Here is a 13,180-nt window from a genome sequence, read left to right on the forward strand (position 1 = left end):
CTGTGGGGGGTTTCTTGCGCATCCACCGGCGCGAGGGCAAGCAAATGCCGTGTTCGATGAGCGTCTTCTTGGGGTGGGCGTAGATCCACGTGTAGATCGCCTCGTGGCTGATCGTGTGGCCCTGGGCGTCGGGGGAAGTATCCATGGAGGGCAGTGTGCCACACGCCTCCATGCTCAGGCGCCCGCTGATCTGGCGGGGAGTGTGCCCCTGGGACAAATCAGCAATTACACGGTCGCGAAGGATCTCGTCACAATCCAACAGGCGCTTCTTCGGGCGACGCCTGGCCGCGCGGGCTGCCTTGTCGGCTTCCTCGGCCCGATACTACCCGTCAGGGCCCGTATGGCGGGCGATCTCACGGCACACCACCGAGGGGCTACGCCCAATCAAGTGGGCGATACGCACCTGGGACAAGCCCGCATCCACCCCCGCCATGATCGCCGCACGATCCTCGACTCCAAGCATCCGACGACAGCTCACAACCAGCCCCTCCAACAGCACTGCTACCACACAAATTGCTTACACCCTATGACACTGCCCATAAAGGTAGAGATTCCGCTAATAGTTATTGCCACTAGCAGAATGTAAGACGTGAGTTTTGGTCCTTTCTTAAACATGCGTAGTTCCGCCTGTTGAGATTCGTACTGAAATTAAGCTCGAAGCGCTAATCGCTCTATCTTGCGCGATCGCAGCGGTTTCGCCGGTCGCCATGAGGTTGCCGATGCGAGACCGATACGTTCCAACCTCGACGATACGATCACCGATCTCACGAGAAGGTACCCACGTGGGCGCTCCGGGATTGTGCACCAGTTGATCGATGCCGTGAATTGATGCGATGGTTCCGGTGCTTGTAGCGTAAACGCTGACATGAGAGTATCCGCCCCGTATCTCTCGATTCATGACTTCGCACAGCGGGACGTCTAGTGCCTGGTGAACTGCCATGGCGTACGGATTGAAGTTCGTTGTCGCCAGGATACCGGGTGTGATCAGTGCTCCTGCCATTCGCGCATTGATTTCAACCAGCCGAAAACCATTAGACGTCTCGATGAATTCGATGTGTGCCAAACCAAGAGTGTAATCTAAAGTGCGAAGAAGCTGAAAGGCCCATTCTCTAACTTTTGTCTCCCATTGGGAATCTGCGGCCCATGGAAATGATTTGACTCGCTCAGTGAAGTATGGCGGGGAAGATAAGATCCGATTGGTGATGCCGAAGAAGATCTCGTGGTGGGTATCTCGCCATACTTCCGCAGAATAAGCTGGTCCGAAGTAGAAATCTTGAACAACGAAGTCATCTCTTTTGTAGCCAGAGATGTTGACAATCTTGGTTACTTCATCTTCAGACTGTGCGAAGTAGACGCCGATTTTACCTGTACCGTTTCGTAGTTTCATGACCTTTGGCCATGAATTTGAGCGTCTGGCGAATCCATGTGCAATGAGTGCGGATTCAACAGCTTCTTTGTCCCTAAAGAACTCAAGCTTTGCTGTGTCACCAAACTGGAGGAAGCCGAATTTATCGCGAATTTTTGATGCGATGACACCCCACGTGTCGGTGACGCTGAAAACCTGGGCGATTGACGCACGGTTCTTTTCAATATAGGTGGCCAATTCGTCGTGATTCCTGGTGGGGAAAGTGACCATCTCTGCTTCGGTATCACCGTAGTATGCAGCATCCTCAGCTAAAACTCGAAGGTGATATCCATGCTTGTCTGCAGCAGCAGCCATTTCGTCAACTTCGGACATGGCTTCAATTGCTAAGAGAATTTTCTCAACCATTGGTATCATCTTTCTTATGCGTAGATGTGAACCTTGGAGTAAAAGCAGCGGCTTTCCACTCCATTGTACAGCATGGCGGAGCTAGTTGGTTGAGAGTTGTGATCTACTGAGATCCATGAATTGTCAGGCTGTCAATCTGCTTTCGAACGAGGATATGAGCGTTCCTATAGCCCACGCCAGGGCAAACAAAGAGGGTCAGGTTTCTGGAATCGGACTCGGATAGGTATTGGCCAACAGTATATGTAGCTCCTGCGGCCGAATTGTTGAAGAGTCGAAGTCGACAGTTACCTTTGAAACATATTGTTTGCACGGCATAGTTACGATTGTAATGTGAAAAGCTTGATGAGATGTCAGGTAAGGACCTTGCCCTAGCTCCCCTATGGTGCCACGTTGTGCGCCTTTGAAAATGTACCTCCTATGTAATGAAAGAAGGGCGCTATCGATGATGCGTGGGTGCACATCCATAGATAGCGTATGGAAATTTTGAGTCGTTGCGGCCGGTGGTTGGTTCATAGGGCCCTCTTCAAATAGAGAGAAGTGAAACTATTCTGTGAAGGATGTCTTGAAGTGCATAGGTTGTCAAACCTGTGACGAGCTCAGTATCAAATTGAGGTGAGGTACCCCGACCGACACCTCGTTGTTGGGTGTCAGGCAATATCAGGCACGAATAAACCCGCAGCCCGGCCGGAACTTTGAACGGGGCTGGGCCTGACCCGGCTTTTAGGGAGGCGAAATGCGCGTCCCACCAGGGATATGGCGTGGGCCGCGGGCAAAACAGGCGGCTTCCAGTGATCCTCATGGTTCACTGGGGGCCGCCCGCCGCGTCCACTCTGGTACGGGTGTTTGTTTCAGCCTGTCCGGCTTTGGCGGTGCATCTACTTTGCGACTGCCCGCACGCCCACGGTGATCTCCAAGCGTCGCACAGTGCGGTGGATGTCAGGGGTACCATAGGTGCCGCGCGACACCTCATACTCCCAGGCTGTTGTCTCATCGAGATGTCGGCGCGCCACCGACCGCTGGCCCCGCCGGTTTGCTCGGCTATTCCACGCCCACTAGCCCGCGCGGGTGATTCCAAAGATAATGGCCATCAGGTGAAGAATGTCACCTCGCCAGCCGCCTGTGGTCAGAGGTGCCTGAGCAGGCGGAGGAAAGGGGTTGGGGGTGTGTCGGCCCGCGCATCGCATCCGGTCACGGGTGCTTGAGCGAACTTATGAGGCTACCACGGCCTCGTGGAAGATTGGTTAGGCGATCCTATCCCATAGGGCAAAGGTCCTAATGACGTAAAAACGCCTAAAACGACGGCTCTATTCCCGACCTTGACATAATCGTGAAACATTTGACTAACTGGTGGATAGCACTAGAAATTGTGGGACCAAGGGACCATCATAGATGTGTCCGAAGGGCACGGCCTCACAAGGGCTAAACCCGCACCGAAATGATACGTAGAGGAGATTCATCATGACCGTTGAGTCCACTGGTTTCAAGGCTTCCGACGTTCTCGCAGGCAACCTGCAGAAGGTCCTCACCGACGTGACCGCTCTGTCCCTCGTGGGCAAGCAGCTGCACTGGAACATCACGGGCGAGGGCTTCCGCTCGCTCCACCTGTACCTTGACGATGTCGTTGACATCGCCCGCGAGGCATCCGACGAGATCGCCGAGCGCATGCGCGCCCTCCAGGTCGTCCCCAACGGCCTGCCCGAGGTTGTCGCCCAGCGCAACACCCTCCCGACCGTCCCCGAGACGCTCGTCAAGACCGATGACGCCGAGGAGCTCGCCGTCGCCGCCATCAACGCGACCGTCGGCACCATGCGCGACGTGCACGAGAAGGTCGACGCCGAGGACTCTGCCTCCGCCGACATCCTCAACGACTACATCCGCCGCCTCGAGCAGCAGGCGTGGTTCATCCGTTCGCAGAACGGCCAGGCCTGAGTCGCACGCCTCCATGAGGAGGAAGCGAGTCGCGTAGGCTCGTGTGAATAACATCGGGGTGCCCCGCCTGTCTCTCAGGCGGGGCACCCTCGTACATACGCGGCCGGGCAACGCGTGGCGACATCGGGCGTCGACCCCGCGCGGCGGTGACCCGACGAAGCCGGCCATGGCCTCGTCCGTTCCTTAACCCGCCGAGAACACGCACGGCTGCGCGGCGTCCCGGGAGGTGACACAGCGTCAGCGACACGCACTGACACGAACATTAGGCTGGTGGCGTGACGAACTCCCAGGAAGCAGCAACCACCACCTCGACGTCAATCCATGCGCACCATGGCGAGGCGCAGCCCGCCCTCGTCCTGGTCAACCTGGGGACGCCGACCGCTCCCGAGCCCGGCCCGGTGCGCGCCTTCCTGCGTGAGTTCCTCTCCGACCGCCGCGTCATCGAGATGAGCCCGCTCCTGTGGAAGCCCATCCTGGAGGGCATCATCCTGCGAGTCCGACCGCGCGAGGTTGCCGGCAAGTACCGCAGCATCTGGATGGACCAGGGCTCGCCGCTCATGCACTACACCCGCGAGCAGGCCCGACTCCTCGACGAGCGCCTGCCGGGCGTGCGCGTCGAGGTCGCGATGCGCTACGGACAGCCCTCCATTGGCTCGGTCCTGGACCGCCTGCACGCCGAGGGGGTGCGCCGCGTGGCGATCCTGCCCGCCTACCCGCAGTACGCGGCCTCGACGGTGACGTCGATCAACGACGCGGTCGCCCAGTGGATCGGCCGCAACCGCGACGGCTTCGAGCTGCGCCTGCACCGGTCCTTCCCCGCCGCCCCCGCGTACATCGAGGCGCTCGCGACCGCGCTCGAGGCGCACTGGGCGCGCGTGGGTCGCCCGAACTTCCTGACGGGGGACCGCGTCGTCGTGTCCTTCCATTCGATCCCGGTCGCCATGGACGAGGCCGGGGACCCCTACCGTGCCGAGTGCCGCCGCACGGTCGCCGCCCTCGAGTCGCGCTTGGGCCTGGCGATGGGGTCCCTGACGGCCACCTTCCAGTCCGTGTTTGGCCGAGCCGAGTGGCTGGGCCCGCAGACGATCGAGGAGATGGCCGAGCTGGGCGCCGCGAAGTGCCCGCGCGTGGACGTCATCTGCCCGGGCTTCATGGCGGATTGCCTGGAGACGCTCGAGGAGATCGACCAGCTCAACCGCGAGACCTTTGTCGAGGCCGGGGGAGGGGACTTCCACTACGTGCCGTGGGGCAATGACTCCGAGGGCGCGGTCGCGTCCCTGGAGGAGCAGGCGCGCATCGCGCTGGCCGGCTGGGTGTAGGCGCGCGCTGTCACAATTGACCGCTCGGTGGCGCCCGTAAGCGCGAGGTGGCCCAGGCCTCGTACCGTGACGGTATGAGCACGCCTGACTGTACGACCTTTTCCACGCTGGCCATCCACGCCGGGTTCGACCCCGACCCCATTACGGGCGACGTGGTGCCTCCGATTCACGTCGCATCGACGTTCGTGCAGGATCGGCCCGGCGAGCTGCGCAGCGGATATGAGTATGGGCGCTGCGGCAACCCGACGACTAACGCGTTCGCGGGTGCGCTCGCGGCCCTGGAGGGGGCGACGCACGGCTTCGCGTTCCCGTCGGGCATGAGCGCTGAGGACACAGTGATCCGCCTGCTGGCGCGCCCCGGCGACCACGTCGTGCACTCGACCGACGTGTACGGCGGCACCCACAAGCTCCTGAGCGTCATCAAGCCCGCCGAGGGCATCACCTCCGAGGCGGCGGACCTGACCGACCTGGCCGAAGCCGAGCGCGTGATTCGCAGCTCGCGCCCCCAGATCGTGTGGGTGGAGACGCCCTCGAACCCGTTCCTGACGGTCACGGACATCGAGGCCGTCGCTGCCCTCACGCACGAGGTCGGCGGCCTGCTGATCGTGGACAACACCTTCGCCACGCCGGTCCTGCAGCGCCCCCTCGAGCTGGGCGCGGACGTCGTCGTGCACTCCACGACCAAGTACGTGGGCGGCCACTCCGACGTGGTCGGCGGTGCGTTCATCCTGCGCGATGGCCTGGAGCTGCCCGCGCACGTCGAGCCCTTCTTCGGTGAGCGCGACGCGGCCGCCGAGGCCGTGAAGCTGCAGATGGCCCTCGGGCACGTGCCCTCCCCGCGCGACACGTACCTGGCCCACCGTGGCCTCAAGACGCTGGCGCTGCGCGTGGAGCGCCACTGTGAGAACGCGCAGAAGGTCGCCGAGTTCCTGGCCACCCACCCCAAGGTGAGTGCCGTCCACTATCCGGGGCTGGCCTCGGACCCGGGGTATGAGCTCGCGGAGCGGCAGAATCCGAGCGGCGTGGGCGGCGTGCTCTCCTTCCAGGTCGCCACGGAGGAAGCGGCGCTCGAGCTGACGACGCGCACGCGCATATTCGCTCTGGCCGCGTCCCTGGGCGCCCCCGAGTCCCTCATTGAGCACCCCGCGATCATGACCCACTCGACGCGCGTCGGCGGCGTGGGCGGCGTGCCCGGCACGCTCCTGCGCCTCGCGGTCGGCCTGGAGGATGTGCGGGATCTGATCGCGGACCTGGACCAGGCGCTCGCGCAGATCTGATGCCGCGCTGGTACCTTACCCACAAATCTCGCACGTAATTTAATTGGGTCAGTTTTTAGTTATGCGAGAAAACGTTGCAATTCCAACGCTGTGAATTCAATGTTTGAAATAGTGTTGAGGGAATTACGTGCGACATTGTTGGGGAACTATTCTCTAGGGCGGGTGCGGCGGGTCAGCCAGGCCGTGGCCGCGGTGGCTCCGCCGACGGCGAGGGCGGCGGGCACGAGGATCGTGGGCCCCTGCGCGGTGAACTCGATGACCAGGATCAGGCCGGTGAAAGGCGCGTTCATGGACGCGCCGAGGAACGCGGCGGCCCCGATGAAGGCGAAGGCGGCGACCTCGGACCCGGGCCACGCGGCGGCCCACGGCAGGCCGATGACGGCCCCAATGCCGGCGCCGAGTGCGACGGCGGGTGTGAGGACGCCGCCCCAGCCTCCGGCGCGGATCGTCAGGAAGGTTGTCAGCGTCTTGGCGGCGAGCACCAGCGCAGCGACGCCGAGGCCAGCCCCGGCCGCCCATGTCGCGTCGAATTGGGTCTGGGCACTGGCCTGCCCGTTGCCGAGCACCGAGGGGACCCACACGGCGATGACGCCAACGAGGAACGAGGCCATGGGAAGCGCCACGAGCAGTCGCCAGTCGCGGGGTCGGTCGGCACTGACGCGCGCGACGGCCTGCTTGAACGCCCACCCGGCGGCGCCGAGGAGGGGCCCGGCGAGGGCCGCGAAGACGGTCAGGGACAGGGACGGCGTGAAGGTGGGGACGCTGTAAAAGGGCGCAGGCCTCGTGAATCCCGTGGAGATGAGGACGGCAATCGCGGACGTGCAGAAGGCGGGGGCGACCGCGCGCGCCGAGCGGGACACGAGGAGGATCTCGAGGGTGTAGATCGCGCCCGATAGGGGGATCGAGTAGACGGCGGCCAGGCCAGCGCCTGCGCCGCACGCGACGATGATGCGCCGGTCTTCGGGGGTCAGGCTGAGTCGGTCGGCGGCTGCGGCCGCGAAGGCGGCGGCCATTTCGCGCGGGGCGACCTCGCGTCCGACGGACGCGCCCAGGCTCACGATGATGATCTGGGTCAGGGCGTGCCAGGTGGCGCGGAGCGGAGGCATTGGCGTGCCCCCCACGGCAGCAGATACGGATGTGATGGCCTTGTTGCGTCGGAAGAGGAGGAACCACGAGAGGGCGCCGATGAGTCCGCCGAGCGTGAGGACGAGGACGCGGCGCGTGGGGGAGACGGCGCTCGCGGCCTCCAGCAGGGTGCCCGTGTGCATGTCCCAGGCGAGGGCCTGGACCCAGTGGAGGATGTGCTTGCATGCGAGGCCAACGAGGCCTGCGATGACCCCGGTGGCCAGGGTTGCGACCGCAAGGCGACGGGTTGTCACGGGCATGGGGTGTCGGCGTCGATGCGCGTGCTGACGCGGGTGAACAGTCCGGTGAGCATGTCGATTTCCTCGGGCGTGATGTCGTCGAGGAAGAGGCGGCGGATGACTTCGCGCTGGACGAGGGCGGCCTCGTCGAAGAGTTGCTTGCCGACCTCGGTCAGGAAGACGAGGCCTCCGCGTCCGTCGCCCTGACAGGGGCGGCGGGAGACGAGGCCGCGCGATTCGAGGCGCTTCATCGTGTGGGTGAGGCGCGAGCGCGAGAAGACGACTCTGTGCGCCAGGACGGAGGGGCGGATGCCAGCCTCGCCCGCGCGGTCGGTCATGAGGAGGACGGAGTATTCGGGCATGGAGAGGCCCGCTTGGCATTTGAGGGCGGCTTCGATGCGTTCGGTGAGGCGAGCCGTGGTGGTGAAGTAGAGCTCCCATGCCGCCGCTCGGTGGTGGTGCGCTCCGCTCACGGTGTCTCCTCGGTTCTGTGTTGCTGGTCGAGGCCTCCCCAGCCTCAGGTCTGCTGACGAGTATAACTTTCAATTACCGATAGGTGTTGGTTGGTGCTATCTAACTCACGTTTAAGGTCGGAACAGAATAGTGAGAAATGGAGAGAATATTGAGCTATTCTAAATGTAATGAATTCCGCTGATGGTTGGAATGTGGAATTCTTGATCCCTCAGGAGGAATAGATCATGAAGAAGACGACGAAGGTCGTGGAAGTTGTCGACGATTTCGACGGTTCGCCCGCCGATCAGACCGTGCGTTTCGCCTTTAATGGCGCCTCGTACGAGATTGATCTGAACCGCGAGCATTTCGAGGAATTCGCCGAGGCTATTCAGCCCTACATTAAGGCTGGTCGTAAGGTTGGCTCGACCCGCCGCCGCGGCAATGCGGGTAACCCGAACCAGCGCCTCGAGAACGCGAAGATTCGCACGTGGGCGCAGGCACAGGGCATGGATGTTTCTGATCGCGGTCGTATTCCCGCCCCGATCGTCGAGGCCTACCGTAAGGCGCATGCCTGATCGATACACACTAATCGGGGGGTGCAGGATAACCTGCACCCCCCGATTAGTGTTGCTGTCTCAGTCGCTCATAGAGACTTCGTTATTCGCGCCCATGTCGCTGACCTGGGGGGCGTTGCCCTTCTTGTACTCGATGGTGTTGTTCGAGCCGGTGAGGGACACGTGCTGCACGGACTCAACGTCGATGGCGTTGTTGGAGCCGGAAACGGTGATCTCGGCGAGTGCGCCGCCGTCAATGTGGTTGTTGGAACCGTTGACGATGATCATGGTGGTGCCCGCGGGCACGGACACGTGCTCGTTGGACTCGTTGACGGTCAGGGTGCCCGCGGCGTCCTGGGCGGCGGCCGTGGGAGCAGCCGCGGGGGCCTGGGAGGAGGGAGCGGGGGCCTCGCCGGTGCCCGCGGGGGCTCCGGAGGAGGAGCCAGCGGGCGCGGAGGTGGCGGCGGGCGCTGCGGGGGAAGAGGACTCGGCCGGGGCGGCGTTGTTCTGGGTGCAGCCGGTCAGGGCCAGGGCTGCCACGGCCACGGCGGCAGCGGCGGGGAGGAGGGACTTGATGGACATGGTGTCTCCCTTTCGTTGGATCGAGGTTAAACCTTGGTCAGGGTACTAGAAAGCGGGGATGAAAATCTCGACGCGGCGGTTGAGGGCTCGTCCGGCGGGGTTGTCGGAACCGTCGGCGTTCTCGTTGGGGGCCACGGGCTTGGACTCGCCGTATCCGGTGGCGTCCATCGTTGCGGTGACGCCGTCCTTCTTTAGTTCGCCGGACACGGCGTTCGCGCGGGCTTCGGAGAGTTGCTGGTTGAAAGCCTCGTCGGAGACGGAATCGGTGTGGCCGTAGACGTGGGCGGCGGGCACCTTGGCGTTGGTGAGGACGGTGGCGAGCTTGCCCAGGGTTTGCGCGGCGTCGGCGCGGATGTCGGACTTGCCGAAGTCGAAGAGGACGCCGTCCTCCAGGGTAATGAGGGTGCCGCAGGATTCGACGGGCTTGAGGGATTCGACGGGCGGGAACTTGCCGAGCTTGGCGGCCTTGTCAACCTTCGGCGCGTCCTTGATGGTCTGGCCGTTGACCTGGGCGGTGCCGTCGCCGTTGTTGATGATGGTCAGGGACGGGCCCGTGTAGCTGCCGGTGCCGTCGCCGTTGTTGATGACGGTGACGGTGCGCGTGGTGTGCGTGCCGGAGCCGTCGCCGTTGTTGGTGATTGTCTCGCCGGAGGCGGTGTCGGTGTAGGTGCCCTGACCCTTGCCGTCCAGCGTGAAGGTCGTTGACGGGGTCGTGTAGGTGCCGGAGCCGTCGGCGTCGACGGTGATTGTGAGCATCGTCGTCATGTTCGTGTAGGTGCCCGAGCCGTCGCCCGCGTAGGTGATGGTCGTGGAGCCTTCGGTAATGACGCCGGAGCCGTCGCCGCCGTTGACGACGGTGCTGCCCGCGGAGGAGGAGACGGCCGATCCGTCGCCGCCGAAGACCGTGGATCCCGAGATCAGGGACGAGCCATCGCACTTGGCGGGCGAGACGGTCACGCCCTCGACGGAGGCCAGCTGCGAAGAGGCGGAATCGATGACGGCCTTGTCAGCGTTGGAGGCAAAGACGTCGATAGCGGGCAGGGAGAAGAGGGGGATTGGGGGGATTTCGCCGGGGCGGTATCCGGGGACCGTGGCCACGGACGAGGCCGTGGCTGAGGCGGTCGGGGTCGGCGTCGGGGCCTCGGTGGTTGCCTCGGGGGCGGGGGCGGGGGTGGCGTCTGCGTTCTTCGGCTTGGAGGATCCGCAGGCGCCCAGGGCGAGGGTGGCCGCGGTGATAACGGCGGCCGCTGTCAGGGTGCGTCGTGTGATGGTCATGGTTCAACCGTAGGGGAAAAATTAAGGGGCGCATACTGTTCGAGTAATCATATGAAGCATTGATTTTGTGCGGATCTCAGGGGGAAAGTGGGCGGGTGTTCAGGGGTTAATCAGGGGGACCCCCGGGACGCGGTGGGGGTGGGGAAACCGGGGACGAGGCCCCGGCCTCGTCCGTGGAAAAGAGCGAGGCGCGCGAGTCTCACGCTGTGGCGTGATCAACGACACGGAATGTAGGAGCTTGGCCTCGACTGTGGGAGAATAGAGACATGAGCTACAAACTGGTGCTGCTCCGCCACGGCGAGAGCGAATGGAATGCAAAGAACCTCTTCACCGGTTGGGTGGATGTTCCGCTGTCGGACAAGGGCCGCGCGGAGGCTACCCACGGTGGCGAGCTCCTCAAGGAAGCGGGCGTGACGCCCGACCTCCTGTTCACGTCGATGCTGCGTCGCGCCATCATGACCGCGAACCTCGCTCTCGACGCTGCCGATCGCCATTGGATCCCCGTTGAGCGCAACTGGCGCCTCAACGAGCGTCACTACGGTGCGCTCCAGGGTAAGAACAAGAAGGAAATCCGCGACGAGTACGGCGAAGAGCAGTTCATGCTGTGGCGCCGTTCCTTCGACGTGGCCCCGCCCGCCATCGAGGCTGGCTCGGAGTTCTCGCAGGACACCGACCCGCGCTACGCCGGCGAGCCCGTCCCCATGAGCGAGTGCCTCAAGGACGTCATCGCGCGTCTGCTGCCCTACTGGGATGAGACCATCGTTCCCGCGATCAAGACCGGCAAGACCGTCATGATCGCCGCGCACGGCAACTCCCTGCGCGCCATCGTCAAGCACCTGGATGAGATCTCCGACGAGGACATCGCCGGCGTCAACATCCCCACCGGCATCCCGCTGGTGTACGAGCTCGACGAGGAGACCCTCAAGCCCATCAAGAAGGGCGGCACCTACCTGGATCCCGAGGCCGAGGCGAAGATCGCCGCGGTCGCCAACCAGGGCAAGTGAGCTGAGCGTAGCCCTGGTCTCGTCTCATGGACGAGGCCAGGGCTTCGTCATGCCCGCGGGTGCGGTTCCCGGGCGGCCGGTGAGGGTCGTTCGCGGGGGGTGCTTGCCGCGGTGGGTGGCGCTCGCGGAGCTGGTGAAAAACCCGCTTGTGTGCGCAGTTCGCACACTGTGGTGGATTCCCTAAACCTGACCAGCTGATCGTGACCGGGGTCCCACGCTGAGGCTTATTGTGGTCCTGCTTGAAGCTGGTTTGTGTCGTTCCTCGAATGGGTGTAACGTAGGCCTTTCGCGCCGTCTCGGGGACATTCGTCAGGCAACTGGTAGAATAGGTCGTGCTATCCACGCAAGCATCCAGGAGACTATCCATGTCGTTCGAAATCGGTCAGACGGTCGTCTACCCGCACCACGGCGCAGCCACGATCGAAGAGGTCATGACGCGCACTATTCGTGGTGAAGAGCGAACCTACCTCAAGCTGCGCGTGAACCAGGGCGATCTTGAGATTCAGGTCCCCGCCGAGAACGTTGACCTGGTCGGCGTTCGCGACATTGTCGACGAGGACGGCCTGGAGGAAGTTCTCGCCGTCCTGCGCGCCCCCTACGTTGAGGAGCCCACGAACTGGTCGCGTCGTTTCAAGGCGAACCAGGAGAAGATTGCGACCGGCGATATCGTGAAGGTCGCCGAGGTCGTGCGCGACCTGACGCGTCGCGATGATCTGAAGAAGCTGTCCACGGGCGAGAAGCGCATGCTGACGAAGGCGCGCGGTATCCTCACCTCCGAGCTGGCTCTGGCGCGCAACATCGACAAGACGGTCGCCGCTGAGCGCCTTGACGCCGTCCTGGCGGAGGGCCGCATCGAGATCGATGACGATGCCGCCGCTGAGTGAGGCCTGCGCGGTCCTGACGGCCGCCGGTTCGGGCTCGCGCCTGGGCTGCGAGGTGCCCAAGGCCCTCGTCGAATTATCGGGTCGCCCCCTTGTTTGGTGGGCGGCCCGTGGCCTACGTGCCGGGGGAGTGGGGACGATCGTCGTGACGGCACCGGCCGCCTCCCTTGATGAATTCCGCGCGGGGATCGCCGACATCGGCGGCGTGGAAGTCGTGGCTGGCTCTGATCGTTCCCGTCAGGCGTCAGTCGCCCTGGGTCTGGCCGCCTTGGGTCAGCGCAATCCGGGTGACGTCGTTCTCGTGCATGATGCGGCTCGCCCCCTGACGCCTGCGCAGGTGACGGCGCGCGTCATCGATGCGGTGCGCGCGGGCGCGGGTGCCGTTATTCCCGTCCTGCCCGTCACCGATACCCTCAAGTCGGTGGACGCCTCGGGCGTCGTTACCGGCACGCCCCGGCGCGCGGACATGGTCGCCGTGCAGACGCCGCAGGGCTTCCGCTGGGACGTGCTCACGCGCGCGCACGAGGCGGGTGCCTCCCTGGGAGCGGACGAGGCCGTGGCGGCCACGGACGACGCCGGCCTGGTTGAGGCGATCGGCGCAGTCGTGCACACGGTCGCGGGCGATGAACGTTCGCTGAAGGTCACGCGCCCCCTCGACCTGTGTCTCGCGCAGCTTCTCGCGGGGCAGGAGCGGCTGGACTAAGGCAATCGGGCGCTCTCGAGTGTGAGTCACGCCCGCAAGGAGGCACGCCAACCGCGGCGGAGATTAAC

At 63.7% G+C, this 13,180-nt stretch carries 13 protein-coding genes; 7 read left to right on the forward strand and 6 right to left on the reverse strand.

The genetic code is table 11. The features are described 5' to 3' along the window. Positions 1-322: 322 nt before the first annotated feature. The gene (locus tag O3669_RS10325) at positions 323-478 is read right to left on the reverse strand and encodes a helix-turn-helix domain-containing protein (protein ID WP_371524712.1); all 156 of its coding nucleotides are present in this window, start codon (positions 476-478) and stop codon (positions 323-325) included. A gap of 129 nt (positions 479-607) precedes the next feature. Continuing rightward, positions 608-1,771, reverse strand: a complete 1,164-nt coding sequence (locus O3669_RS10330; RefSeq protein WP_371524714.1) for a hypothetical protein — start codon at positions 1,769-1,771, stop codon at positions 608-610. Between the two features lie 1,458 nt (positions 1,772-3,229). Here O3669_RS10330 and O3669_RS10335 point away from each other — a divergent pair. The 3 genes from O3669_RS10335 (at position 3,230) to O3669_RS10345 (ending at position 6,296) form a co-directional block, all read left to right on the forward strand. Continuing rightward, positions 3,230-3,700: a Dps family protein gene (locus O3669_RS10335; protein ID WP_009056527.1), complete on the forward strand. Its 471-nt coding sequence runs from the start codon at positions 3,230-3,232 to the stop codon at positions 3,698-3,700. A 275-nt stretch (positions 3,701-3,975) separates the two neighbouring features. After that, positions 3,976-5,019, forward strand: a complete 1,044-nt coding sequence (gene hemH, locus O3669_RS10340; protein ID WP_371524716.1) for a ferrochelatase — start codon at positions 3,976-3,978, stop codon at positions 5,017-5,019. Between the two features lie 74 nt (positions 5,020-5,093). Beyond that, positions 5,094-6,296: an aminotransferase class I/II-fold pyridoxal phosphate-dependent enzyme gene (locus O3669_RS10345; protein ID WP_371524718.1), complete on the forward strand. Its 1,203-nt coding sequence runs from the start codon at positions 5,094-5,096 to the stop codon at positions 6,294-6,296. Between the two features lie 146 nt (positions 6,297-6,442). On the opposite strand, the gene O3669_RS10350 is transcribed toward O3669_RS10345, so the two are convergent. Next, complete coding sequence (locus tag O3669_RS10350) at positions 6,443-7,681, reverse strand: chloride channel protein (protein WP_371524720.1); 1,239 nt, start codon at positions 7,679-7,681, stop codon at positions 6,443-6,445. Beyond that, positions 7,672-8,133: a MarR family winged helix-turn-helix transcriptional regulator gene (locus O3669_RS10355; RefSeq protein ID WP_371524722.1), complete on the reverse strand. Its 462-nt coding sequence runs from the start codon at positions 8,131-8,133 to the stop codon at positions 7,672-7,674. Before O3669_RS10355 ends, O3669_RS10350 begins: the two co-directional genes overlap by 10 nt. 225 nt (positions 8,134-8,358) lie before the next feature. Between O3669_RS10355 and O3669_RS10360 the strand changes: the two genes are divergently transcribed. Further along, positions 8,359-8,688, forward strand: coding sequence for an Lsr2 family protein (locus O3669_RS10360; protein ID WP_295921550.1), 330 nt, complete (start codon positions 8,359-8,361; stop codon positions 8,686-8,688). Positions 8,689-8,748: 60 nt separating this feature from the next. On the opposite strand, the gene O3669_RS10365 is transcribed toward O3669_RS10360, so the two are convergent. Together O3669_RS10365 and O3669_RS10370 are read right to left on the reverse strand one after the other, a co-directional pair. Further along, positions 8,749-9,249, reverse strand: a complete 501-nt coding sequence (locus O3669_RS10365; protein ID WP_371524724.1) for a DUF3060 domain-containing protein — start codon at positions 9,247-9,249, stop codon at positions 8,749-8,751. A gap of 45 nt (positions 9,250-9,294) precedes the next feature. Then, complete coding sequence (locus O3669_RS10370; protein WP_371524726.1) at positions 9,295-10,524, reverse strand: OmpA family protein; 1,230 nt, start codon at positions 10,522-10,524, stop codon at positions 9,295-9,297. Positions 10,525-10,790: 266 nt separating this feature from the next. Between O3669_RS10370 and O3669_RS10375 the strand changes: the two genes are divergently transcribed. From O3669_RS10375 to ispD, 3 genes are all read left to right on the forward strand, one after another. Next, complete coding sequence (locus tag O3669_RS10375) at positions 10,791-11,528, forward strand: phosphoglyceromutase (protein WP_295967777.1); 738 nt, start codon at positions 10,791-10,793, stop codon at positions 11,526-11,528. Between the two features lie 365 nt (positions 11,529-11,893). Then, positions 11,894-12,412: a CarD family transcriptional regulator gene (locus tag O3669_RS10380; protein ID WP_295967780.1), complete on the forward strand. Its 519-nt coding sequence runs from the start codon at positions 11,894-11,896 to the stop codon at positions 12,410-12,412. Next, positions 12,396-13,112 carry a 2-C-methyl-D-erythritol 4-phosphate cytidylyltransferase gene (ispD, locus tag O3669_RS10385; protein WP_371524728.1) on the forward strand — a complete coding sequence of 239 codons (717 nt, stop codon included), beginning with the start codon at positions 12,396-12,398 and terminating at the stop codon, positions 13,110-13,112. The genes O3669_RS10380 and ispD overlap by 17 nt, the downstream gene beginning before the upstream one ends. Positions 13,113-13,180 lie beyond the last annotated feature (68 nt).

Origin of the sequence: Pauljensenia sp. 20925_1_34, assembly GCF_041432775.1 — a bacterium.
Classification (GTDB): Bacteria; Actinomycetota; Actinomycetes; order Actinomycetales; family Actinomycetaceae; genus Pauljensenia.

What these genes read in the sequence shown, in the direction of transcription:
- O3669_RS10330 (WP_371524714.1), bottom strand. Translation starts at nt 1,771, where the DNA reads ATGGTTGAGAAAATTCTCTTAGCAATTGAAGCCATGTCCGAAGTTGAC.
- O3669_RS10335 (WP_009056527.1), top strand. Translation starts at nt 3,230, where the DNA reads ATGACCGTTGAGTCCACTGGTTTCAAGGCTTCCGACGTTCTCGCAGGC.
- O3669_RS10345 (WP_371524718.1), top strand. Translation starts at nt 5,094, where the DNA reads ATGAGCACGCCTGACTGTACGACCTTTTCCACGCTGGCCATCCACGCC.
- O3669_RS10350 (WP_371524720.1), bottom strand. Translation starts at nt 7,681, where the DNA reads ATGCCCGTGACAACCCGTCGCCTTGCGGTCGCAACCCTGGCCACCGGG.
- O3669_RS10360 (WP_295921550.1), top strand. Translation starts at nt 8,359, where the DNA reads ATGAAGAAGACGACGAAGGTCGTGGAAGTTGTCGACGATTTCGACGGT.
- O3669_RS10365 (WP_371524724.1), bottom strand. Translation starts at nt 9,249, where the DNA reads ATGTCCATCAAGTCCCTCCTCCCCGCCGCTGCCGCCGTGGCCGTGGCA.
- O3669_RS10370 (WP_371524726.1), bottom strand. Translation starts at nt 10,524, where the DNA reads ATGACCATCACACGACGCACCCTGACAGCGGCCGCCGTTATCACCGCG.
- O3669_RS10375 (WP_295967777.1), top strand. Translation starts at nt 10,791, where the DNA reads ATGAGCTACAAACTGGTGCTGCTCCGCCACGGCGAGAGCGAATGGAAT.
- O3669_RS10380 (WP_295967780.1), top strand. Translation starts at nt 11,894, where the DNA reads ATGTCGTTCGAAATCGGTCAGACGGTCGTCTACCCGCACCACGGCGCA.
- ispD (WP_371524728.1), top strand. Translation starts at nt 12,396, where the DNA reads ATGCCGCCGCTGAGTGAGGCCTGCGCGGTCCTGACGGCCGCCGGTTCG.